This window comes from Schaalia georgiae DSM 6843 (assembly GCF_000429245.1).
In the GTDB taxonomy this organism is placed as follows: Bacteria; Actinomycetota; Actinomycetes; order Actinomycetales; family Actinomycetaceae; genus Pauljensenia; species Pauljensenia georgiae.
The window spans coordinates 1-20,897 of record NZ_AUBM01000015.1 but is presented as its reverse complement, the minus strand read 5'-3'; the positions used below and the strand labels follow the sequence as shown (position 1 = coordinate 20,897).

Annotated in this window: 19 protein-coding genes; 7 read left to right on the top strand and 12 right to left on the bottom strand. The window is 70.0% G+C overall.

Features of this window, described 5'->3' with window-relative positions:
- Nucleotides 1-45: 45 nt before the first annotated feature.
- Together G447_RS0108105 and G447_RS0108100 are read left to right on the top strand one after the other, a co-directional pair.
- On the top strand, nucleotides 46-696 hold the full coding sequence (locus tag G447_RS0108105; RefSeq protein WP_034476792.1) for a potassium channel family protein: 651 nt from the start codon (nucleotides 46-48) through the stop codon (nucleotides 694-696).
- Nucleotides 697-700: 4 nt separating this feature from the next.
- The gene (locus tag G447_RS0108100) at nucleotides 701-1,390 is read left to right on the top strand and encodes a potassium channel family protein (protein WP_026430684.1); all 690 of its coding nucleotides are present in this window, start codon (nucleotides 701-703) and stop codon (nucleotides 1,388-1,390) included.
- A gap of 83 nt (nucleotides 1,391-1,473) precedes the next feature.
- Here G447_RS0108100 and G447_RS11355 read toward each other — a convergent pair whose 3' ends face one another.
- From G447_RS11355 to G447_RS0108080, 4 genes are read right to left on the bottom strand one after another with little or no spacing between them, the layout of a single operon-like run.
- Nucleotides 1,474-2,214 (bottom strand): DUF3159 domain-containing protein, encoded by a 741-nt coding sequence (locus G447_RS11355; RefSeq protein ID WP_081697888.1) that lies wholly within the window; start codon nucleotides 2,212-2,214, stop codon nucleotides 1,474-1,476.
- The gene (locus tag G447_RS0108090; protein WP_005867834.1) at nucleotides 2,214-2,573 is read right to left on the bottom strand and encodes an OB-fold nucleic acid binding domain-containing protein; all 360 of its coding nucleotides are present in this window, start codon (nucleotides 2,571-2,573) and stop codon (nucleotides 2,214-2,216) included. The genes G447_RS11355 and G447_RS0108090 overlap by 1 nt, the downstream gene beginning before the upstream one ends.
- 19 nt (nucleotides 2,574-2,592) lie before the next feature.
- Nucleotides 2,593-3,234, bottom strand: coding sequence for a DUF3710 domain-containing protein (locus G447_RS0108085; RefSeq protein WP_026430683.1), 642 nt, complete (start codon nucleotides 3,232-3,234; stop codon nucleotides 2,593-2,595).
- An 8-nt stretch (nucleotides 3,235-3,242) separates the two neighbouring features.
- Nucleotides 3,243-3,545 (bottom strand): DUF4193 domain-containing protein, encoded by a 303-nt coding sequence (locus G447_RS0108080; RefSeq protein ID WP_005867830.1) that lies wholly within the window; start codon nucleotides 3,543-3,545, stop codon nucleotides 3,243-3,245.
- Nucleotides 3,546-3,707: 162 nt separating this feature from the next.
- Between G447_RS0108080 and sepH the strand changes: the two genes are divergently transcribed.
- Nucleotides 3,708-5,027, top strand: coding sequence for a septation protein SepH (sepH, locus tag G447_RS0108075; RefSeq protein WP_026430682.1), 1,320 nt, complete (start codon nucleotides 3,708-3,710; stop codon nucleotides 5,025-5,027).
- A 41-nt stretch (nucleotides 5,028-5,068) separates the two neighbouring features.
- On the opposite strand, the gene G447_RS0108070 is transcribed toward sepH, so the two are convergent.
- Complete coding sequence (locus G447_RS0108070) at nucleotides 5,069-6,211, bottom strand: alkaline phosphatase family protein (protein WP_026430681.1); 1,143 nt, start codon at nucleotides 6,209-6,211, stop codon at nucleotides 5,069-5,071.
- On the bottom strand, nucleotides 6,204-6,740 hold the full coding sequence (locus G447_RS0108065) for a DUF5998 family protein (protein ID WP_005867827.1): 537 nt from the start codon (nucleotides 6,738-6,740) through the stop codon (nucleotides 6,204-6,206). The genes G447_RS0108070 and G447_RS0108065 overlap by 8 nt, the downstream gene beginning before the upstream one ends.
- Nucleotides 6,741-6,810: 70 nt before the next feature.
- Between G447_RS0108065 and G447_RS0108060 the strand changes: the two genes are divergently transcribed.
- Nucleotides 6,811-9,276, top strand: coding sequence for a DNA gyrase/topoisomerase IV subunit A (locus G447_RS0108060; protein WP_026430680.1), 2,466 nt, complete (start codon nucleotides 6,811-6,813; stop codon nucleotides 9,274-9,276).
- A 160-nt stretch (nucleotides 9,277-9,436) separates the two neighbouring features.
- On the opposite strand, the gene G447_RS0108055 is transcribed toward G447_RS0108060, so the two are convergent.
- The 5 genes from G447_RS0108055 to G447_RS0108035 all read right to left on the bottom strand — a co-directional run bounded on the left by G447_RS0108055 (nucleotide 9,437) and on the right by G447_RS0108035 (nucleotide 16,663).
- Nucleotides 9,437-10,387: a PfkB family carbohydrate kinase gene (locus G447_RS0108055; protein ID WP_026430679.1), complete on the bottom strand. Its 951-nt coding sequence runs from the start codon at nucleotides 10,385-10,387 to the stop codon at nucleotides 9,437-9,439.
- Nucleotides 10,380-11,855 (bottom strand): sugar porter family MFS transporter, encoded by a 1,476-nt coding sequence (locus G447_RS0108050; RefSeq protein ID WP_005871085.1) that lies wholly within the window; start codon nucleotides 11,853-11,855, stop codon nucleotides 10,380-10,382. The genes G447_RS0108055 and G447_RS0108050 overlap by 8 nt, the downstream gene beginning before the upstream one ends.
- A 418-nt stretch (nucleotides 11,856-12,273) precedes the next feature.
- On the bottom strand, nucleotides 12,274-13,299 hold the full coding sequence (locus G447_RS0108045; RefSeq protein ID WP_026430678.1) for an N-acetyltransferase: 1,026 nt from the start codon (nucleotides 13,297-13,299) through the stop codon (nucleotides 12,274-12,276).
- A 34-nt stretch (nucleotides 13,300-13,333) separates the two neighbouring features.
- On the bottom strand, nucleotides 13,334-14,353 hold the full coding sequence (locus G447_RS0108040; protein ID WP_026430677.1) for a GNAT family N-acetyltransferase: 1,020 nt from the start codon (nucleotides 14,351-14,353) through the stop codon (nucleotides 13,334-13,336).
- A gap of 192 nt (nucleotides 14,354-14,545) precedes the next feature.
- Nucleotides 14,546-16,663, bottom strand: coding sequence for a DNA gyrase/topoisomerase IV subunit B (locus G447_RS0108035; RefSeq protein WP_026430676.1), 2,118 nt, complete (start codon nucleotides 16,661-16,663; stop codon nucleotides 14,546-14,548).
- Nucleotides 16,664-16,818: 155 nt separating this feature from the next.
- Here G447_RS0108035 and G447_RS0108030 point away from each other — a divergent pair, with 155 nt between their 5' ends.
- The gene (locus G447_RS0108030; RefSeq protein ID WP_026430675.1) at nucleotides 16,819-17,034 is read left to right on the top strand and encodes a DUF7455 domain-containing protein; all 216 of its coding nucleotides are present in this window, start codon (nucleotides 16,819-16,821) and stop codon (nucleotides 17,032-17,034) included.
- Nucleotides 17,035-17,332: 298 nt separating this feature from the next.
- Here the strand turns inward: G447_RS0108030 and G447_RS0108025 are convergent, their stop codons facing one another.
- A complete protein-coding gene (locus G447_RS0108025; protein ID WP_026430674.1) occupies nucleotides 17,333-18,334 on the bottom strand; it encodes a DUF6318 family protein in 1,002 nt (333 codons plus the stop codon).
- A gap of 811 nt (nucleotides 18,335-19,145) precedes the next feature.
- Here G447_RS0108025 and G447_RS0108020 point away from each other — a divergent pair.
- Nucleotides 19,146-19,676 (top strand): hypothetical protein, encoded by a 531-nt coding sequence (locus G447_RS0108020; RefSeq protein ID WP_026430673.1) that lies wholly within the window; start codon nucleotides 19,146-19,148, stop codon nucleotides 19,674-19,676.
- Between the two features lie 397 nt (nucleotides 19,677-20,073).
- Nucleotides 20,074-20,897 (top strand): DUF6318 family protein (locus G447_RS12645; RefSeq protein ID WP_243442341.1); only part of this gene is annotated, 824 nt, incomplete at its 3' end.

The window sequence follows — 20,897 nt, the reverse complement described above, 5'->3', positions numbered from 1 at the left end:
AGCGCGCGATGCGGGGGTAGGTTTGGAGGCGTGCATTTTGTGATTATGGGTTGCGGGCGCGTGGGAGCGCGCCTGGCGACCACCCTGGACTCGATGGGGCACTCCGTGTCCGTCATCGATGTGGACTCCAAGGCGTTCAACCGCCTGCCCTCCGATTTCTCCGGCCGCCGCGTGACGGGCGTGGGCATGGACCGCGCCGCGATGCGCCAGGCGGGCATCAAGGGCGCCTACGCCTTCGCCGCCGTCTCCAGCGGCGACAACTCGAATATCATCGCCGCCCGCATCGCCCGCGAGGTCTTCGACGTCGAGCACGTCGTCGCGCGCATCTACGACCCCACGCGCGCCTACCTCTACGAGCGGCTCGGCATCCCCACGGTCGCGTCGGTGCAGCGCACCACCGAGTCGGTCCTGCGCAGAGTGCTGCCCCCCGACGCCTCCCTCACGTGGTCGCACCCGACGGGGTCGGTGGCGCTCGTCAACGCAACGCCCACGCCAGCGTGGTACGGTGTCGCGTTCCCCACAGTCGAGGAGCTCACGGGCTGCCGCATCGCTTTCACGTCGCGGTTGGGAGCGGTGCAGCCCGCCAGCAGCGACCTCGTCGTCCAGGAGCACGACCAGCTGTACTTCGCGATCGCGGGCACGGACACGACGCGCCTGCGCGACCTCATGTCGAACCCGCCCCGTTTGGAGGACTGAGCCCATGAAGATCGTCATCGCGGGCGCGGGATCGGTTGGCCGGTCAGTCGCCCTGGAATTGCTGGAGCACGGCCATGAGATCACTCTCATCGACCACCAGCCGGAGAAACTGCGGATCGCGTCGGTGGCCGACGCGGACTGGGTGCTGGCCGACGCGTGCTCGCCCGACGCACTGCGCGACGCGGGGATCCTGGACGCGGACGTCATGGTGGCGGCCACCGGCGACGACAAAGCCAACCTGGTGATCTCCCTGCTGGCGAAAACGGAGTTCGCGGTCCCCCGGGTGGTGGCCCGCCTCAACAACCCGAAGAACGAGTGGCTCTTCGACCAGTCGTGGGGCGTGGACGTGTCGGTGTCCACTCCGCGGATCATGACGTCGCTGGTGGAGGAGGCCGTGTCCGTGGGCATCCCCGTGCGGCTCTTCTCCTTCAACACCGCCGAGGTGTCGATGCACGCCATCATCCTCCCCCAGGACTCCCCTGTGGTGGCGCGCCGGGTGACCTCGGTCCTCCTTCCCGCGAACACTGTGCTCGCCGCCCTGCTGCGCGACGGGCGCCCACTGACACCGTCCTCCGATGACGTGTTCGAGGCGGGCGACGAGCTGCTCGTCCTGGTACCCGACACCGACTCGGACGCCGTTGCGGAGCTGCGGCGCATGGTGAACCCCGAGCCCGCGCAACCGGCCCAGGACTGAGCGCCCCCGGGGCGGAGGACCTGCACCCGGCTGGCCGACCGCTGGCGCGCAGCGACGCGGCGTGGCGTGGGGGCGTGGGCCGCTTACTGCCCCGGTCGGCCCCCGCTGGCGCGCAGCGACGCGGCGTGGGGGCGCAGGCCCGCCCAGGTCGCCCACCCGGCCACCGCGAACAGCGGCAGGCCGAGGGCGATTTTCACAATGCCAAGGGGCGCCACCAGTCCCAGGGCCCACAGCGGCGTCTGCGCGGCCACGCGCAGTGCGAACACGCCGAACCACAGCCACGTCAGCGCAGCGCAGCGCCGCGCGAGCGGACGCATCCCGGGCTCGCGCCACTGCCCTCCGATGCCGTAGAGGAAGCCGACCGCCAGGCCCACCAGCGGCCGCCTCACGATGAGGGACACGGCCAGGGCCAGGGCGCTGACGGCGTTCGTGGCGATCCCCCACACGAAGTAGTCCTCCGCCCTGCCCGACAGTGACGCGACGAGGACGCCGATGCCGACGCCCAGGACGCCCGAGGCGGCCTGGGTGAGGGGCTGTCTGGCCAGCAGGCGGGCGGCGCAGGCCACCAGCGCCACGCCGAGCGCCGCGGCCAGGGTCCACACGAGGGAGCGGGTGAGGGCGTAGACGACGACGAAGACCAGCCCCGGCGCCACGGACTCGACGACGCCGCGGGGGCCGCCGAGGGCCTGCGACCATGAGAAGGAATCGCCGGTGGCCTGCTGGAGCCACGCGGGCGCGGCCGCGCGCGCAGTCGCTGGCCCCGGCCCGGCCGCTGACCCGGAAGCCGGCGCACGCGCCGACTCTGGCGCGGGGTGCTCCCCCATCACGCCTCCATTGCGATGACGCGGTACAGGGGGTTGATGATGACAGCGGCGTCGCCCTGCTTGCTCACAGTCCCTTCGGCCTCGATGTGCGCGCCCACGTGCAGGCCCGGTATCCCGGAGCGGCCGGGCCACCTGAGCTCGATGGAGGCGGTGCCGTCGTAGAGCCGGGCCACAAGGATCTGGGGGCCCGAGGCCGGTGGGTAGGTCATGGACAGCACCGTGCCGAACAGGTGCGCGCGCTCGCGGTCGGTAACGCTGGCGATGGGTTCGACGCCCCTCGCCAGCCGTGACCGGGCCTCGTCGTCGGCCTCGTCGATCTGGCGCTGGTCGGTGTCGAGCAGTGCGCGCAACCGCTGCACGGGTCCGCGTCGGTTCCGTTCACGCACGTTTGACCTCGGCAGCTCCATCGGGCACGTGCAGGGGCAGTAGCTCCAGGCGCGTGCGGGGGTGCTTGTCGCGGCGCACGACGATCCGGTCGATGACCTTCTCGATGCCCTCGCCCGCCTCGGGCGAAGCCGCCGCCGGGCCCAGTACGTCGATGCGCGCGAACCAGCGGTCCCCCTCGCGGCCGATGATCCGCATCCGGGAGGTCCCCGAGCGCCCGTCGGGCATCCGCATGGGCATATCGACCAGCAGCTCGTCGCCGTAGCGCGACTCGACGTCTGTGACGGTGGCCCCCTGGGAGGCGAAGCCAGAGCGGATCTCCTCGCGGACCTCGTCCCACACGCCCCCCGAGCGGGGCGCCGCGGCGACGCTCATCTGAACGCCGGAGTTGCCCAGCACCACCAGGATCTGCAGGACTGTGGAGCCGTCGTCGGCTACCTGGGTGCGCAGCTGCATCCCCGGGACCGCGGGGAAGAGGATGGAGCCCATGTCGACGTACCCGTCGGAGGTGTCCACCTCCCCCGCGTTGCGGGGGCCGGGCTCCTCCCAGATCGGGTCGTCGTCCTCCAGGGTGGGCAGGGCGGGGGCCTGGGGGGCCTCCTCCTGGTCGGCGTGGCGCTTCTTCCGTCCGAACATGGCGCTCCTCAGCCCGCGCACTCAGTGCACACCGGCTGCCCGGCGGCGTCCGTGTACGCCAACTGCGAGGAGTGGTGCACCAGGAAGCACTGGGAGCAGGTGAACTCGTCGTCCTGGCGGGGGACGACGTGGACGGTGAGCTCCTCTTTGGACAGGTCCGCGCCCGGGAGCTCGAAGTTCTCGGCGGCCTCGGTCTCGTCCTCCTCGATCTCCGCGCTCCCGGCGTCGTTGCGCCGGGACTTGAGTTCCTCGATCGAATCCTCGGAGACGTCGTCTTCGTTCTTACGAGGCGCGTCGTAGTCGGTTGCCATTGCGTTCCCCTTCCCCCACCGGGCTCCCATGCCGATGGTGCGATCGCAGGGAGGATAGCACTTCGGTGAGGACTGCGCCATTGAATCACAGACACGCGTCACAACGCGGGCATTTTGCTTCCGTATTTGAGACGATTCGACTAACACATCCAGGAGGTATCAATGATCGAGCTCGAGCTGCTTGGTACGAGCGGCGACGGCGGGTCCCTGGTGTTCACCGACGCGGACGGCCAGCGCTACAGCGTCTTGATCACCGACGAGCTGCGGGGCGCCACCCGGCGGGACCGCCCGAGGATGGAGGTGGCCACCGCCCGCCCGTCGCTGGCCCCCCGCGAGATCCAGGCGCTCTTGCGCTCGGGGGCGACGGTCCAGGAGATCGCTTCCCGCCACGGCATGGAAGTGGCGACGGTGGCCCGTTTCGAGGCGCCCGTGCAGGCGGAGAAGGAGTACGCGCTCTCCCGGGCGCTCGGCGTCCGCATCGGCGACGAGGCGGAGGGCCCGGCGATGGGCGACCTGGTCGTGGACCGGTTGGCGGCGCGCGGCGTCGATCCCGATTCGCTGCGGTGGAGCGCCCAGCGCAAGGCCCACGAGCCCTGGCAGGTCATCCTCACGTTCGTGCAGGGCGCGGCCGAGCACGGCGCTCATTGGCGGCTGCTCCCCTCGGGGGAGGTCGAGGCCGTGGACCAGGAGGCGCAGTGGCTCACGGAGACCGTCGCGCCCGCTCCCGCGGCGACATCGATCTTCGCCTCGATGACCCGGGCTTGTGCGGTCGACGCCAACGAGGAGGAGATCCGCAAGCGCGAGGCCCTGGTCGACCAGCTCAACGCCGCCCGGGGCAAGCGCCAGCAGATCGAAATCGACTTCGACGACGACGAAGTCGATGAGGAAGCGGAGTACTTGGCGGCTATCAGCGACGAGGAGCACCGGGAGCCCCCGGCGATCACCGGGCCCATCTCCGCGCAGATCTACTCCCTGGCGCACGCGCGCACGAGGAGCGCTCCGCCTGCGCCCCCCGTTCCAGTGCTCGAGGGGACGGGGATCCCCTCGGCCGTCCCACAGGTTAGCGGCGAGATCCCGGTGATCGGGCACCGCGAGGCCCCGGCGGAGGATTCCGACGACGGGGAGGGCGCAGAACCGGGGAAGACCACGCCGGACGCGGGCGAGGTGCCCTCCGCGTCCGGTCAGGGTGTTGTGCCGTCGGGCAGCGGCTCCCCAAGGGCATCGGTCGCCCGCAGCGCACCGTCCGCCCCAAGGGGCGGGGAGCCGGGGGCCTCCCCGGCGCGCGAGGGCGCGCCTCCCCTGCCGGACGCGGAGGCGAAGCCGGACGAGGACGCGACCACGAAGACGCGCTCGGTCGCGGGCGGTCGCGAGTCGGCTGCCCCCGAATCCGCGCGCCCCACGGCCGCTGGCGCGAAGCGGACGCGCAGGGGGCGCCGGCCCATGCCCAGCTGGGACGAGATCCTGTTCGGCACCCGCCCCTGAGCCCGCGCGGGCAGCACTGGACGATTCGGTTCCACGTACGCCTAGGCGAGGCGCACCAAGGGGATGCGCATCTCTTCGGCGCTGAGTGAGCCGTGGACGCCGGGCATCGCGAGCATCGCCGCGCTCTGGACACGGGAGTCGACGACGCCGCCGCGCCCCCTCGCCAGCACCAGCAGGTCCCCGACCGCGTCCGCGCCCGGGCCCTGGCCGATGAGGGCGCCCATCTGGTCCCTGTTGAGGATCCACGCCCCCTCCCCCAGTTCCCCGCGCCACCGCTCCTCGACGCTCCGGGCCCGCCCGGGCTCGGCGTGGACGTGGACCGCGCGGGTCTCACCCGCGATGAGCCGCACGTCCTGGGCGAGGGCCGGCGAGTCGGCCAGGTCCCGCAGCGAGGAGGGGTCGATGTTCACCATGCCGTGGTCGGCGGTGAGCAGCGCGCGCACGCCGCCCGGCAGTCGGCGCAGCAGGCCCGCCAGTCCGGCGTCGAAGGACTCCAGCGCGCCCGTCCACTCGTGGGAGCCGACGCCGCGGGAGTGGCCCCAATGATCGATGTCCGCCCAGTAGAGGTAGACGACGGGCGTTCCCGCGCGCAGTTCGCGCAGCGCCGCCTCGCACCGCTGCTCCAAGGTGTTGGCGGCCACGTGCCTCGCCCCGCGCAGCGCCGCGCGCGTCAGTCCCGAGCCCGCGAAGGAGGCGGGCGAGATGACGGCGCTGTCCACTCCGGCCCCGGCGAGGCGCTGGAAGTGGGTGGGCACGCTCTGCCACTGCTCGGCGGGCGGGCCGCCCTCGAAGGCGAGGAGGTTCATGGTGCCGTCGCCGTGGGCAACGCAGAAGCCCACCATGCGGGTGGCTCCGGGCTGGGCGCCCGTTCCGAACGCGGTGATGGCCGCGGCCGTGGTCGACGGCACGACCGTGTGCAGGGAGCGGATCGATGAGCGGAACGCCCGCAGCGTGGGAGCGTGCCCGAAATGGTCCTCCAGGAGCGCCGTTCCCAGTCCGTCGGCCAGGACGAGCAGCAACTGGCGGGCGCCCGCGTCGATGCCGAGCGCCGCGCGGGCCGCCTCGTCGGCCCCGGGCAGCCCGGCGTCGAGGCTGGCCAGGCCGGCCCCGACGATGTCGGTGATCCGGGGGTCGCCGGGTCCGGGCAGGTCGGCGCCGTCGAGGGTCGGGAGGGCATCAGCCACCGCGGACCCCCATGAGAGCGGCCAGGGCCTCGACGAACTCCTCCGCCTCGGCCAGCGCGTCCTCGCCGTCGGCGGCCGCCGACACCCGGATCGATAGGTCGTCGGGGAAGGACTGCGCCGTGTAGCCGTGGTCGGCCGCGCAATCGGGGTCGTCGCAGTGCGCGGGTTCCAACTCGATGCGCCTGGTGCCCCGGAGGTTGACCGCGACGGTGATCTCCGACAGTCCCCGCGCTCTTTGCGGGTCGTCCAGGATCTCCATCGTCGAGTACCCGGCGATGTCCGCGCTTCGGTGGATGGAGGTCGCCACGGAGGCGCCGCCGTCCTCCAGCTCATCGACGTGGAGCTGGACAACGCAGTCACGGGTCAGCGTCGCGACAGTGAGGTGGCGGAACACGGAGCCGCGGTCGAAAGCGGCGTCCACCTGGCACAGGGACGCCACCGGCGCCTCGCCGCCCAGCGCCCGCCGCAGGGCCTGTTTCACCACCTGCGGGTAGAAGCCCGTGCGGTCGATTCTCTTCCACGTGTCCACGTCCCTCATTGTGCCCGGTCGCGGCGTGGTAGTCGACACGGGCGGGCGCCCGGCGGCGATAATGGACCCCATGGCGAAAAAGGACCAGGTCGTGGACGTCCCCGAGGCGGACGAGAACATCTCGGAGATCGACGTCTCGGCGGAGATGAGGGGCTCGTTCCTGGAGTACGCGGTCTCGGTCATCTACGCGCGCGCCCTGCCCGACGCGCGCGATGGCCTCAAGCCCGTGCAGCGGCGGATCCTCTACCAGATGGACCAGATGGGGTTGCGCCCTGACCGCGGGCACGTGAAGTCCCAGCGCGTGGTCGGCGAGGTCATGGGCAAGCTGCACCCGCACGGGGATTCGGCGATCTACGAGGCGCTGGTGCGCCTCGCCCAGCCCTTCAACCTGCGCCTGCCCCTGGTCGATGGGCACGGCAACTTCGGGTCCCTCGACGACGGCCCCGCCGCGGCCCGGTACACGGAGGCGCGCATGGCGCCCGCCGCAGTGGACCTGGTGACGGGCCTGGGCGAGGACACCGTGGACTTCGTGCCCAACTACGACAACCAGTTCACGCAGCCGGAGGTCCTGCCCGCCGCGTTCCCCCAGCTGCTCGTCAACGGGGCCTCGGGCATCGCCGTGGGGATGGCGACCAATATCGCGCCCCACAACCTGGCGGAGACGATCGCAGGAGCGATCCACCTGCTCGACCATCCCGATGCCACGGTCGCGGACCTGATGCGCTTCGTTCCCGGGCCGGATCTGCCCGAGGGCGGGGTCATCGTGGGCCTGGAGGGCGTGAAAGAGGCCTACGAGACCGGGCGCGGGGCCTTCAAGACGCGGGCGAAGGTGTCGGTCGAGCGCGTCACCGCCCGCAAGATGGGCCTCGTCGTCACGCAGCTGCCCTACATGGTGGGCCCTGAGAAGGTCATCGAGAAGATCAAGGAGAATGTGGCCGCCGGCCGCCTGAAAGGCATTTCGTCGGTGCAGAACCTCACGGACCGCGTCCACGGGCTGCGCCTGGTCATCGAGGTGAAGAACGGTTTCAACCCCGAGGCGGTCCTCCAGCAGCTGTACCAGCGCACCCCGCTCGAGGACTCCTTCTCGATCAACGCGGTCGCCCTGGTGGGTGGGCAGCCGCAGGTGATGGGCCTCAAGCAGATCCTGCGGGTCTTCGTCGACCACCGCCTCGATGTGACGACGCGCCGCAGCCGGTTCCGGTTGGGCAAGTGCGAGGAGCGCCTCCACCTGGTGGAGGGCCTGCTCATCGCGATCCTCGACATCGACGACGTGATCGCCATCATCCGTTCCTCGGACGACGCCGATGTGGCACGCGAGCGCCTGATGACGGCCTTCGACTTGTCGCAGGCGCAGGCGGATTACATCCTGGAGCTGCGCCTGCGCAGGCTCACGAAGTTCTCGCGCATCGAGCTGGAGGCCGAGCGCGACGAGCTGGCCGCCAGGATCGCCGAGCTGCGCGAGGTCCTGGAATCGCCGGAGCTGCTGCGCGCGCTGGTCAAGCGCGAGCTCGCCGAGGTGTCCGAGCGCCTCGGCACGCCCAGGCGCACCGTCCTGCTCGCCGCCTCCGGCACCCCCGTGGTCGGCGGGGCCGGGGCGTCGTCGTTGGCCGCCCTGCCCAGCGTGTCGCGCTCGGGCAAGGGCCTGGAGCTGCAGATCCCCGACGACCCGTGCCAGGTGGTGCTCTCCGCCACGGGCGCCCTGGCCAGGGTCGAGGGCGCCGATCCTTTGGAGCCGGGTCCCCGCGCCGCCTTCGACGGCTGGCGGGCGCAGTTGCCGTCTTCGGCGCGCTCGCAGGTGGCCGTCGTGACCGAGGACGGCATAGCCCACCGCATCGACGTGGTGGACCTGCCTGCCCTGCCGCGCTTCGACACAGGGATGTCCCTGGCGGGGGCGATGCCCGCTTCGGAGCTGCTCCACTCGGACTCGCGGCCCGTCGGCCTGCTGGATCCCGATGGCAGTGCGGTGACCGCGATGGGCACGGCGCACGGGACGGTGAAGCGGTTGCGCCCCGATGTCCTCCAGCGCGACGAGTGGGAGGTGATCGCCCTGGATCCGGGTGACCGCCTGATCGGCTTCGCGGCGTGCCCCGACGACGCGGACGTGGTCTTCATCTCGGGCGACGCCCAATTGCTGCGCACCCCGGCGGAGAGGATCCGGCCGCAGGGGCGCACAGCGGGGGGCGTGGCGGGGATGCGCCTGTCCCCGGGCGTGGAGGCCATCGGCTTCTGGGTGGTGGACGCCCCCGCCGAGTCGGTCGTTGTCACCGTCGCCGCCGCGGAGGGCGCCCTGCCGGGCACCGGCCAGACGACCGTGAAGGTCACTCCCTTCGACGTGTACCCGTCGAAGGGCAGGGGCGGGCAGGGCGTGCGCGCCCAGCGGTTCCTGCGCGGTGAGGACCGCCTCGACGTCGCATGGGTGGGGGCGGGGCCTCGTGCCTCGACATCCGACGGCGCCCCCGTGGACCTTCCCGCGCACGATGGGCGCCGCGACGGCTCGGGCTCCCCGATCACGCTGCCCATCGCGACTATCGGCTGAGGGAGCACGGGCGGCAGCGCGCGGATTCGAGCCGCCCGTTTCGCCGCCGCAGTGCTTTCTCGTGCGGCGATCCGACCGGCACCGCCTCCGGCGGACGACAGAGAGGGGCGGGGGCCGTCGCCGGCCTGCCCCGCCCCTCCGCCGCCGCGTTCAGCGGCTCTCAGCCCCGCAGGTTCTTGCTCACTGCCAGGATGGCCGCGACCTCGGCCCTGGTGGGCGAGTAGGCGCCCTCGTGGTACACCGTGATCCCCGAGGTGATGATCCCCCGGTGGATCGCGGGCATCAGGTCGCCCCAGCGCGCCTCGCGCAGGCGCTGCTTCGCCTCGGCGCTGCCCAGCAGGCCGGCGTCGACGAGGCCGGAGATGAGGCCCGCCATGAGCGAGTCCCCGGCTCCGACGGTGTCCTCCAGTTCCACGTCCAGGGGGTCGGCGACCAGCATGTCGCGCTCGGCCGCCGTCTTGATGTAGACCCCCCAGGGGCCCCGCGTGCACAGCACGAGGGCAGGGCCGGCCTGGCTCCACTCGCGGATGATCTCCTCGACAGGCCGGCCCGGGTACAGCCACTCGAGGTCCTCGTCGGACGCCTTGACGACGTCGGAGAGGGCGACGATGGCCTCGACCTGCGGGCGCGTCTCCTCGGGGGTTCCGAGCAGGGCGGGCCGGATGTTCGGGTCGTAGGAGACGGTCCCGTGGATGGCCTGCCGCTTGACGGCGGCGAGCACTTTGGCGGCACCCGGCTGGAACGTCGCCGCGTAGGACCCGGTGTGGACGTGGCCGACGTCGTCCTGGTCGGGGATGGGCGGAACATCCCACAGCACGTCGAACTCGTAGGTGGCGCGCGCCTTCTCGTCGATGGTCGCGTGGGCGACCGTCGTGAACTCCGCGCCGTCGGAGCCCTCGACCAGGGCCACGCCGGCCTCCTCGGCGTGTGTGCGGACCTTGGCGCCGCGTTCGTCCCGGCCGATCCACGTGGCCAGCTCGGACTCGTGCCCCAGACGGGTCAGGCCCGCGGCGACGTTGAGCATCGAGCCGCCGACGACCTCGACGGGCGCGGTATTGGGACGGTTGATCTCATCGATGAGCGCTTCACCGATGTTGAGGATTCTAGTCATCACTCAACCCCAGTTTCTCTTCCATTTCCTCGAGCGGAATGCCCTTGGTCTCGGGCATGACCTTCAGGACCCAGAATAGCTGGCCGACCATGCACAGGAAGAAGATTCCGAATGCGAATCCGCCGCCGACCGAAGAAATGAGAACGGGGAAGGCGTAGGTCGTGATGAAAGCGAAGGTCCAGTGCGTGAGAGAGCCGAAGGACTGGCCGCGGGCGCGCACGCGGTTGGGGAAGATCTCGGAGATGAACACCCAGATGACCGACCCCTGGCCGAATGCGTGGGAGGCGATGAACAGCAAGAGGCCGCAGAGCACCATCCAGAACGCCTTGGAATCAGTCTTCTCGATGATCCCGTTCTCGTAGGAGTACACCACCGCGGCGAGGAAGCCCAGAGAGACCAAGTAACCGATAGAGCCGACGATCATGAGCTGGCGGCGGCCCAGCTTGTCGATGACGGTGAGGGCGGCCATCGTCGCGATCAGGTTCATCGCACCGACGACGACCGAAGCCATGTAAGGCACCGACGCGGCGCTCACACCGAGAATCGTGTTCTCGCCGACGACGATCGCCATGACCTTGGGGGCGTAGTAGAGGATCGCGTTGATGCCCGAGAGCTGGTTGAACATGGCGATGCAGAAGGCCATGAGGATGACCTTGCGGTAGCGCCGCGTGAAGAAGGGGACGTGTCCGGCGGCCCGGTCCTCGGCCAGCTGGTCGGCGATCTCCTTCATCTGCTCCTCGGACTCCTCCGCCGAGTTCGTCAGGCGGGTGGAGATGGCCCGGGCCTCGTCCTCGCGCCTGTGGGCGAAGAGCCAGCGCGGAGTCTCGGGAACGGCCATGAGGAAGAGCAGGAAGAAGACGGCGGGCACGGCCATGACGCCGAGCATCCAGCGCCACGCGGTCTCCTCGTGCGCTATCTCGCGGATGATGGCGTTCGAAGCGTAGGCCAGCAGGATGCCGAAGACGATGTTGAACTGGACCAGGCCGACCAGGCGGCCGCGCACGCGCGCGGGCGCGATCTCCGCCGTGTAGATGGGGGCGACCACGGAGGACATGCCCACGCCCACACCGCCCAGGAAGCGGAAAAACAGGAAGTATGTGATGGGAAGGGACGATGCCGCCGTCAGGGTTCCGTCAGCGGCAGTGACCAACCCGGGCGTGGGCGCGAGCGCGGTGGTCAGCGCCCCGACGCCGAAGAGGATGCCGATCACGAACAGGATCGGCTTGCGCCCGAAGTGATCGGCGAGGCGGCCCGCGACGATCGCGCCAAGGATCGTTCCGATGGTCGCGATGGCGACGATCATCCCCTCGCCGACCGCGGACAGCGCGTAGAGCTCTTTGAGCTTCTCCTCGGCGCCCGAGATGACGGCGGTGTCGAAACCGAATAGCAGGCCGCCCAGGGAGGCGACGATGGCGCTTCGGATGACGAGCGACGAGGTCTTTGACTGGGATGCAGACGGCGTAGTCATACATGCCTCCGTGTCGAATAGTGTTGGAACGCGCGGGATCCCGCGCATCGAAGCCCCCACGGGGACGCAGAGGTTTCTTCTGTGATGGTAGGCATACAGTTAGCAGTATCATAGGTGACCTATCACACATTACCGGCAAAATGGTGGACGATTGACCGACTCCGCACTATTTATTACGAAACATGAAGTGGCTCACATATAGATCGTTAGCGCTGCCAACGTCCAAAGAGTGAGCAAATGGGGACCAAAGTCGCAGGTGATGCGGGAGAACGCGGCGCGGGAGGGGGAACACGATAAGCCGGGAAAACCGGATCGGTCCGGGGAAACGCGTTGCGGGCGGGAGAACGTGACAGTCCGGGCGGCACTCGCACTGCCGCGGCGAACACGGCGGTCCGGGCGAACGCGGCCCGGGTACCGTTCAGACTTCGCGGGCGTACAGGCGGGTCTGCCCCACCGTGCGGAACCCCAGGTAGTCGTAGACGGCCAGGGCGCCCGAGTGGTTCGCCGACCCCAGTCCCGTGCCCGTGCGCTCCATGCCGTCTCCGGCCTGGGCGTGCATCGAGGCGATGATGAGCGCATCCACGGCCCTGCTCTGCCGGTAGGCGCCGAGCACTCCCATCTGGTCGATGTACCCCTCGCGCCAGCCCAGGGCGGCCCAGTCCTGCTCGTAGCGCGAGGCGATGAGGAAGCCCCCCACGCGCAGTCTGTCGCCCCGGCGGTCCACCAGCAGGAACGACCACTCGGGCACGAAGGACATGCGGCCCTGGAACCACTGCTCCTCAGTGAGCGGCGGGCGCCCCCACTCGACCTCGTTGAGCAGGTTCGCCGCCTGGCGCGCCGGCTCCTCCCACTCCGGTGCCCACGCCTCCAACGACAGGTAGGCCCCCAGGGAGGGCCGCTCGGGCAGGACGGACAGATCGGCGCGCATCTCGTAGTAGGTGCGCGACCAGTGGAACCCGTGGGACTGCAGCTGCGCCTCGAGGTCCTCCTGACCGGCCTCGACGTGGCAGACGATCTGGGCCGGCCCCCCCGAGCCCGCGGTCCCGATCATGGCGCGGGCCGCCCCCTCCTGCCAGTCGACAATGGCCCCTCCCAGGCCGATGCGCCGGAAGTCGGGGTCCACTCCCCCGCTGCACACGCACTCGACGCGCCCGGGGTGGCGGATGGTGACCTGCGCGTAGGCGATCATGCGCCCGGCGGCGAGGCCCCGCGTGACGAACCCGGCGATCCCGGACCACTGCGTGGCTCCCCCCAGCATCTCGGCGACCTCGCCGGGGCTGGTGCGGTACGGGGGGTTGTCCCGGGCCTCCATTCTGGCAAAAAGCGTGGCCAGTGCCTGGTGGTGGGCGGGGGCCAGGGGCTCCCACACGATGCCGTGGTGGCTGGCGGGCATGGGGACGTCGGCGCATGCGTCGGCTCCGACGCGCGGCGCTGTGTCGCTCATGTTCTCCTCTTCTGCGGGTCCGTCTCTGCGCCACTCACTGGTCGATGACGTAGAACACTTCGGCCGCTTCGTCCACGAATCCGAGGTGCTCGTAGATCGCGTGGGCGTTCGACGGGTTGCGGGTGTCCACCTCGATCCCGATGCGGGGCATTCCCGAGGCGGAGGCGGCCGCCACGGAATGCCTGATCAGCGCCGAGCACACGGACTTCCCCCTGTGCCGGGGCAGGACTCCCACCAGGGAGATGCCCGCCTCGGGCCTGCCCGTGGACACCCACCGCTGGGCGGGGCGCTCCGTCACGATGTAGCCGACGACCGCGCCGTCGGGATCGAGGGCCAGGAAGGACCAGCGCCGCTCCATCGAGGCCACGGCGTCATCCCACCAGCGGGCGCGGTTCCACGACCAGAACAGGTCGCGGCTGACCTCCATGTGCAATTCCCGCACTTGGTCCCGCAGAGCGCTGTCCCAGGGGACCACGGTGTAGCCGCCGCGGACGCGGGGGGCGCTCTCGGAGCCCTCCAGGTCCCGGTACATGACTTGCAGCGTGCGCTTCGCGTAGAAGCCCGCGGCGATGTAGAGGCGCCGCCTGTCCGTCATATGGGCATCGACGAAGTTGGCGATCGAGGCGGGGATGGTGCTGTCCGGCCCGTAGGTCTCGACCAGCATCTCGCGGGCGCGCCCGTCCTGCCAGTGCAGGAGCGCCCGCCCCAGGCCGCGCCCCCGCCAGTGGGGGTGGACGTAGGCGGAGACGATCGCGATCGCGCTGTCGCTGGCGCCGCGCACGACGCGCACGCAGCCGACGGCGCTGATGCTGCTGTTGCGGTCGAGCCCGACGATGGCGTCGACCCAGTCGGCGCCGCCGCGGCCCTCGACCATGTCCGCGATCCCCTCGGCCCCCGTCCGGTGGATCGCATCGTCAGCGGATTCGACCGCGCGCACGAGGTCGTAGACGGCGGGTGCGTCGCGGCTGATGAGGGGCCGCCAACGCAGCCCGAGGTGGTTCCCCGGGTACGGGACGGACCCGGGCGGCGAGAGGCGCTGCGCAAGTCCAGTCATAGGACAATAGTAAGGCCAATGCGGGCCTTTGGTCACATGCGTCACGAGGCGGGGGCCGCCGCGCCGATGCCGGCCCGGCCCCGGCGGAGCGAGCGCGAGGAGCCGCACCACCGCGGCCCCCGACCCGCGCGGACCGCCGGGCTGACCGCGTCCGGACGCCCCAGAACCGCTGAGCCCGGGAGCCATCGCCTGTCAGGCGTCGATGCGGTCGCGGTCCAGGCCCGCCGACTCCTCGACGATGAACTCGCGCCGAGGGCCCACCGTGGAGCCCATGAGGAGTTCGAAGACGTCTTCGGCGCGGCGCAGGGCCTCCTCGTCGGCCAGGGTGATGCGGCGCAGGGAGCGGTGGGCGCGATCCATCGTGGTCTCGGCCAGTTGATCGGCGTCCATTTCGCCCAGGCCCTTGTAGCGCTGGATGGGTTCTTTCCACGTGCGCCCCGATTTGCGCAGGGCTGCGAGTCTGCGGTGCAGCTCGTCCTCGGAGTAGGTGTAGATGTACTCCCGTTTCCTGCGGCCCTTGCCCGCCACCTCGATGCGGTGCAGGGGAGGCACGGCGGCGTAGATGCGCCCCGCCTCGACCATGGGCCGCATGTAGCGGAAGAACAGGGTGAGCAGCAAGGTGCGGATGTGGGCACCGTCCACGTCGGCGTCGGTCATGAGGATGACCTTTCCGTAGCGGGCCGACTCCAAGTCGAAGGTGCGCCCCGACCCCGCGCCTATGACTTGGATGATGTTCGCGCACTCCGCGTTGGCCAGCATGTCGGCGGTGGAGGCCTTCTGGACGTTGAGGATCTTGCCGCGGATCGGGAAGAGCGCCTGGTAGTGGCTGTTGCGCGCGGCCTTGGCGGTGCCCAGCGCCGAGTCGCCCTCGACGATGAACAGTTCCGTCTCCCCCACGTCCCCGAGGCGGCAGTCCGCCAGTTTCGCGGGCAGGGACGAGGTCTCCAGGGCGTTCTTCTTGCGGGAGATCTCCTTGTGGATGCGCGCCGAGACGCGGGCCTTCATCTCGCCGACGACCTTCTCCATGAGCTGGGAGGCCTGTTGCTTGTCGTCACGCTTGGGGGAGGTGAGTTTGGCGCCCAGCCAGTCCCCCACCACTTTGGACACGACGGAGCGGATCTGCGGCGTGCCCAGGATCTCCTTGGTCTGCCCCTCGAACTGCGGCTCCGGGAAGCGAACGGTGATGACGGCCGTCATCCCCGCCAGCACATCGTCCTTCTCGGGGCGCCCATCCTTGGCGCCCACCTTGAGTTTGCGGGAGTTCTTATCGATCTGGGCGCGCAGCACGCGCAGGACGGCCTGCTCGAACCCAGCGACATGGGTGCCGCCCTTGGGGGTGGCGATGATGTTGACGAAGGAGCGCACGGCGGTGTCGTAGCCGATCCCCCACCGCAGGGCGATGTCGACGGAGCACACTCGCTCCAGCTCGGTGGCCGTCAGGTGCCCGGTGTCGGCGTCGAGGACCTGCACGGTTTCCGTGTACGCGCCCTCCCCCGTGATGTGCCACGTGTCGGTGACGGGCCCGTCGGTGGCCAGCCAGTTCGCGAAGTCGACCACGCCGCCGTCGAAGCGGAAGGACTCGGAGCGCTCCTCCTCACCGCGCTCGTCGACGCAGTTGATGGTGAGGCCGGGCACCAGGAAGGCGGTCTGGCGCGCCCGGGCCAGCAGGGACTCCCAGGAGAAGCCCTCTGTGGCGGGGAAAATCTGGAAGTCCGCCCAGAAACGCACCCGCGTGCCCGTCTTGGTCCTCTTCACCTTGCCGACGGTCTTGAGCTTGGACTGGTCGGTGAAGGGGGTGAAGGGCGAGTTGGGAGTGCGCTGCCTGGAGTCGTCGAACTCACCGGGCTCGCCCCGCCTGAAGCACATCTCGTAGGTCTTCGAGCCGCGGTCCACCTGCACGTCCATGCGCGCCGACAAGGCGTTGACCACGGACGCGCCCACGCCGTGCAGCCCCCCGGCCGCACCGTAGGAGCCCCCGCCGAACTTGCCGCCCGCGTGGAGTTTCGTGTAGACCACCTCCACGCCGCTCAGGCCCACGCCGGGGACCTCGTCGACGGGGACGCCGCGCCCGTTGTCTGACACGGAGGCGGAGTGGTCCGGGTGCAGGCGCACGTCAATGGTGTCGCAGTGCCCCTCCAGCGCCTCGTCCACGGCGTTGTCGATGATCTCCCACAGGCAGTGCATGAGGCCCCGGTGGTCGGTGGACCCGATGTACATGCCGGGGCGCTTGCGCACGGCCTCCAGCCCCTCCAGGACGGAGAGGTGCCGGGCGCTGTAGTCGGATGCTTTGGTCTGGCTCACGGGTCTCATGGTAGGAAACGGCGTGCGCATCTGCGCGCAACCCGGCCGCTGCCAGGGCGAATGTGGGGCGTTCGAGGCGGGCCGGGGGCTCTCCGGGCGCCCGGCGATTGCGCCACCGGTGAACAATCGTGCGGCCGGGGCGGCTGGTGGTGTGTGATGGGGGCATGAACGCTTCGACTCTCGAACGGACCGCAGTCCCCGAACCCACTTTGACTGCTGCCGACCGCTGCGACGCCTGCGGGGCGCGGGCGTGGGTCCGCGTCACCATGCCGACGGGCGGGCGCCTGTTCTTCTGCGGACACCACGCCAACGCGCACTTGGCGGCCCTGGTGGGCTCCGGCGCCGATATCCTCGACGAGCGCCAGCTCATGAACGCCTGAGGGCGGCGGGCACTCGTTCCCAAACGGCGGGCACTTGTTCGCAAGCGGCAGTCGGCCCGTTCCCAAACGGCAAGCGCTCATTCCCAAACGGCAAAGCGCCCACTCGACTCACTCGGACTTCCCCGGCCCCGCAGGCACTCCCTGCGGGGCCGCGGCCGTTGTGCTGCGCGACTTAGCTCTGCCCCCCACCGGGAAATGGAACCCGCACCGCACGCTCCGGCGTCTTTCCCCGCCCTCCCCTGTCCCCTCGCCGCGGAGCAGAGCCCGCACTACCGTAGGGTCCGTTGTGCTGCGCGACCTAGCTCTGCCTCTGGCCCGCCTGGGCTTTGAGCTCGTCGAGCGCCGGGTAGTAGGCGTCAATGCTCCCCACGTGGTTGACGGTCATTCCTGCGAGGCGCCACTGCCCCCGCTGCCACACCAGGTCGAAAGTCACGTCCTGGGTGGCGTCGATGGTGGTGTCCTTGCCATCATTGGTTGTCCACCGGTCGGCGTGCGACAGGTACACGCAGCGCAGGCCAACGGCCTGGAGTTCTCCGCCGCTGTCGCTGGTCCGATCGACGACGGGGCACTCCACGCCGCGCGACCGCATCCCGTCGGTCCTCGTCCGCCCTGTCGGCACCTCTTCGATATGGCCGATCTCGATGGAGCACGCCTCGCACTCGGGCGTCATGAGGTCGCTCAGCGGATGGGTGTCCGACGTGTTCCTGGCGTGGTCGATCACCGATATCGCGTAAACGACGGAACCCGTTGCCCCTTCGATCGTGCGGTCGGTGAGGGACTCAGAGCCCGCGAGAGCGGCACCCGGGGAGGAGACACCGCCCGTCCTGCCGGATCGGCCTCCACCGCCGCTCGCCCCGGCCTGGGCACCCGGCCCATTGGACTGATCGGCGGATCCTGTGCCGTGCGCGTCCCCACTGCCGCGCACCGACTGGTCCGAAACGTGGAGGACAGCGTAGACGATGAGGATAAGGACTGCGGCGATCACCAGCGGCAGCAGGAGGACTGCGCCAGTCCTCCACCGGCTGTCCCGGAATCCCTCGTTGCCCTCAACGGTTTGGGCGCCCGCCCGCGGGCCCGGAGCCGGGGCGCCGGGGATGCTTGCCGGGTCCAGGGCCGGGGAAACCGGTTTGTTCTCCGTTGCGGAGGCAGCGGCACTGCTTCCCGGGTCTGAGACCGGGGAATCCGTGCTGTTCGCAGCGCCCGAGGCGGGGGCGCCCTCCTGGTCATCGGCCGGATTCACCGACTGCGGGCGCGCCGACGCGGCGCGGTCGGGGTCGGACAAGTGCTTGGGGCTGCTCATCTGTATCACTCCTTCGTGATGGGGGGTCCGCCTGCGGAATCGTGGGGCGTTCCACCGAACGTAAGCCCCGACTCGCTGCCGCTACAACGCGGCCGTTGGCGCTTGTGGACAAGGAGCTAGGGGCATCCGTGCTTGTGGATAACCCCAGAGAGGAGAGCGGCCTGTGGACAACTGGAGGAACATCCCACCACCGGGGCAGGGGAATGCCTCGGACGGATACGCCCTGGTCCGCCATCGGGAGCATCCCATCACCCGGGCAGAGGGAGGCTTCGGACGGATACCCCCTGGGCGCGCCGTCGGGCACCACCAGAACTGTCGGCACCGCTACGCCGACGCGCGTTGTCGACAACCTGCATGGGATATCGGCACCAGCGCGCGTTATATCCCCCTCACAGTGTCGACAACCCCCTCGCGGTGCCGACAACGCGCGCCCGCGCGGGGCGCGCGTTCCCGACAAATCGGGATCTCCGACGCACTCCCCCCGGGTTACGCACACAAGGACCTCGATTTACGAAACACCCGATGCACACAACGGCTTGATTTCGCCCTTGTGTGCGACCCCATGTTTCCTAATTCCCTCCCTTGTGTGCGGCCCCGAGGGGGACGGGCGGACAACGGACGCACCTCGGCCGCCGAATCCGTGTCGGCACCGCTTTCGACTGTGCCCGCGCGCTCCGCCCCTGCCCCGCTCCCGGGGCGCTGCGGTCGAGCTCCGCCTGCCGCTGGTGCGCCGCCCGGTCCCCTGCGCACCGTGCGCGTAGTGTGGGGGCCGAGAGCGATGACAGGAGGCACCCATGGGCAGGGAAGCGTCATGACCGAGTACACGATCCGGACCGTGCATTCGACAATGGGTAAGTTCGACGCCTACGACTTCGACCAGACCCCCGACTCGATCGCCGAGCAGGTCGAGCAGCACCTGCTCAACCCGGACTTCCTGGACGGCGAGGGATGGTTCGCCCTCAGCGTGCAGCCCGCTCCGCCGGGCGCCGGGCTCCGCCCGCCCGACCAGTACCCGCCTCCCACGCGCTACCTGCTGGCGGCGGGCAGGGCCCACGAGATGGCCTTGGAGCTGTACCTCACCCACCCGGATGGCTCCACCGGCACGTACGTCGTGGCGCGCGAGAGGGTGCGCGACCCCGACGAGCGGGTCGCTTTGAAATGGCGGATGGGCCCCCACGCCATCAACCTGGTCCACGTGCACCCCCAGGAGGTGTTCACCGGTGAGCAGGCCGTCCCCTTCTTCCGGGACTTCATCATCGAGGACCGCGCCCCCGATTTCTCGCTGCTCCGCTGCATCCGGGGGCGACGCATGCCCAGGCCCACCCGGCCGCATTGCCTCTGAGGGGTTGCGCCGGGCGGCGGGGGCCGTGCTAGAACAGAGGGACCGCACCACCCGCGCAGCACCCAGGGGGCCCGCCCGCTGGGCAGGCGCATCCCCACCCAGAGGTATAAGCAACGCTTATGGCCCCGACCCGACGGGCATGCCGCCCAGACCTCGGCTCCCGCCCGCTGCCGGCGCTGGCACCCGTGAGTCGACTCATTGCGCTCTGTGGCATAGCCGGCATTCCGCAGAGTCCAGAACGATCCACCGCTCAACCCGATGTCTGAAAACGGTCGCAATAGTTATCCACAGACCATGACGAGGGTCTAGCGCCGGGAGTGCGCAAGGCGTTAGCATCGGAAGCAGGTGAAGCAGGCCACCACTGTGACCTGCGGTTGGCACAAGGATGTGGTACCGCGTGAACACAGACGATGAGCATGCCATGGACAGCACCAGGCTCAGCGCCGGGCTCGCAAGCGACCATGCCGCACCGGGAAGGACCGTCGACGATCCGGCCATCAACGAGCCCGCCGGCGCTTCCAGCCTCCGGGACCGCCCCACTGACGGGCCCACCGGCAGCGGGTTATCAATCGGCGATCCGGATTCAGACGAAACCTCGCCCGGCGGTGACCAGTCGGTTGATGGCGATTCTGCCGGCGACGGGTTGTCTGACGGTCCTATCGACGACCTGCCCACTGACAGCCTCGCCGACAATCTGCCTGCTGGGGGTCCCACTAGCGGCCTGCCCGACGGTGGTCCTGTTGATGATTTGCCCGATGGTGGTGGTGGGATGTCGCCGGTGGTGCGTGAGTATGTGGAGGGGTTGCGGAGTGAGGCGTTGGCTCGGGATGCGCAGTTGCGGGCGCAAGGCATCGACCCGTACAAGGGGACTCCTGTGGATGAGGGGCCCCGCCGCCGGTGGGGCGCGCGGGCGTTGGCAGCACTGGTTGTCCTGGTGGCTGCGGTGTCGGTGGGCGCGTACGTGGTGTTCTTCCACGGCGAGCCGGATTACGGGATGAGCCACGGCTACCAGGTCCAGTCCGACGGGAGCCTCAAGCGCCCCAGCGCTCCAGTGCACCAGCCCAGCGCCCCGGCCGAACTCCTGCGGTTCACCGACGACGCCAGCGAGATCGCCGCAACACACTACTTCGAGGCAGTGGCCTACGCGTGGAACACCGGGGACACCCAGTACATGAGAGCATTCAGCTCACCAGACTGCCAGTTCTGCCAAAAAACCGCAGA

Excerpts from the sequence above, each read along its gene's own strand:
- G447_RS0108105 (WP_034476792.1), top strand. The coding sequence starts at position 46 with ATGGGTTGCGGGCGCGTGGGAGCGCGCCTGGCGACCACCCTGGACTCG.
- G447_RS0108100 (WP_026430684.1), top strand. The coding sequence starts at position 701 with ATGAAGATCGTCATCGCGGGCGCGGGATCGGTTGGCCGGTCAGTCGCC.
- G447_RS11355 (WP_081697888.1), bottom strand. The coding sequence starts at position 2,214 with ATGGGGGAGCACCCCGCGCCAGAGTCGGCGCGTGCGCCGGCTTCCGGG.
- G447_RS0108085 (WP_026430683.1), bottom strand. The coding sequence starts at position 3,234 with ATGTTCGGACGGAAGAAGCGCCACGCCGACCAGGAGGAGGCCCCCCAG.
- G447_RS0108080 (WP_005867830.1), bottom strand. The coding sequence starts at position 3,545 with ATGGCAACCGACTACGACGCGCCTCGTAAGAACGAAGACGACGTCTCC.
- sepH (WP_026430682.1), top strand. The coding sequence starts at position 3,708 with ATGATCGAGCTCGAGCTGCTTGGTACGAGCGGCGACGGCGGGTCCCTG.
- G447_RS0108060 (WP_026430680.1), top strand. The coding sequence starts at position 6,811 with ATGGCGAAAAAGGACCAGGTCGTGGACGTCCCCGAGGCGGACGAGAAC.
- G447_RS0108055 (WP_026430679.1), bottom strand. The coding sequence starts at position 10,387 with ATGACTAGAATCCTCAACATCGGTGAAGCGCTCATCGATGAGATCAAC.
- G447_RS0108050 (WP_005871085.1), bottom strand. The coding sequence starts at position 11,855 with ATGACTACGCCGTCTGCATCCCAGTCAAAGACCTCGTCGCTCGTCATC.
- G447_RS0108045 (WP_026430678.1), bottom strand. The coding sequence starts at position 13,299 with ATGAGCGACACAGCGCCGCGCGTCGGAGCCGACGCATGCGCCGACGTC.
- G447_RS0108040 (WP_026430677.1), bottom strand. The coding sequence starts at position 14,353 with ATGACTGGACTTGCGCAGCGCCTCTCGCCGCCCGGGTCCGTCCCGTAC.
- G447_RS0108035 (WP_026430676.1), bottom strand. The coding sequence starts at position 16,663 with ATGAGACCCGTGAGCCAGACCAAAGCATCCGACTACAGCGCCCGGCAC.
- G447_RS0108030 (WP_026430675.1), top strand. The coding sequence starts at position 16,819 with ATGAACGCTTCGACTCTCGAACGGACCGCAGTCCCCGAACCCACTTTG.
- G447_RS0108025 (WP_026430674.1), bottom strand. The coding sequence starts at position 18,334 with ATGAGCAGCCCCAAGCACTTGTCCGACCCCGACCGCGCCGCGTCGGCG.
- G447_RS0108020 (WP_026430673.1), top strand. The coding sequence starts at position 19,146 with ATGACCGAGTACACGATCCGGACCGTGCATTCGACAATGGGTAAGTTC.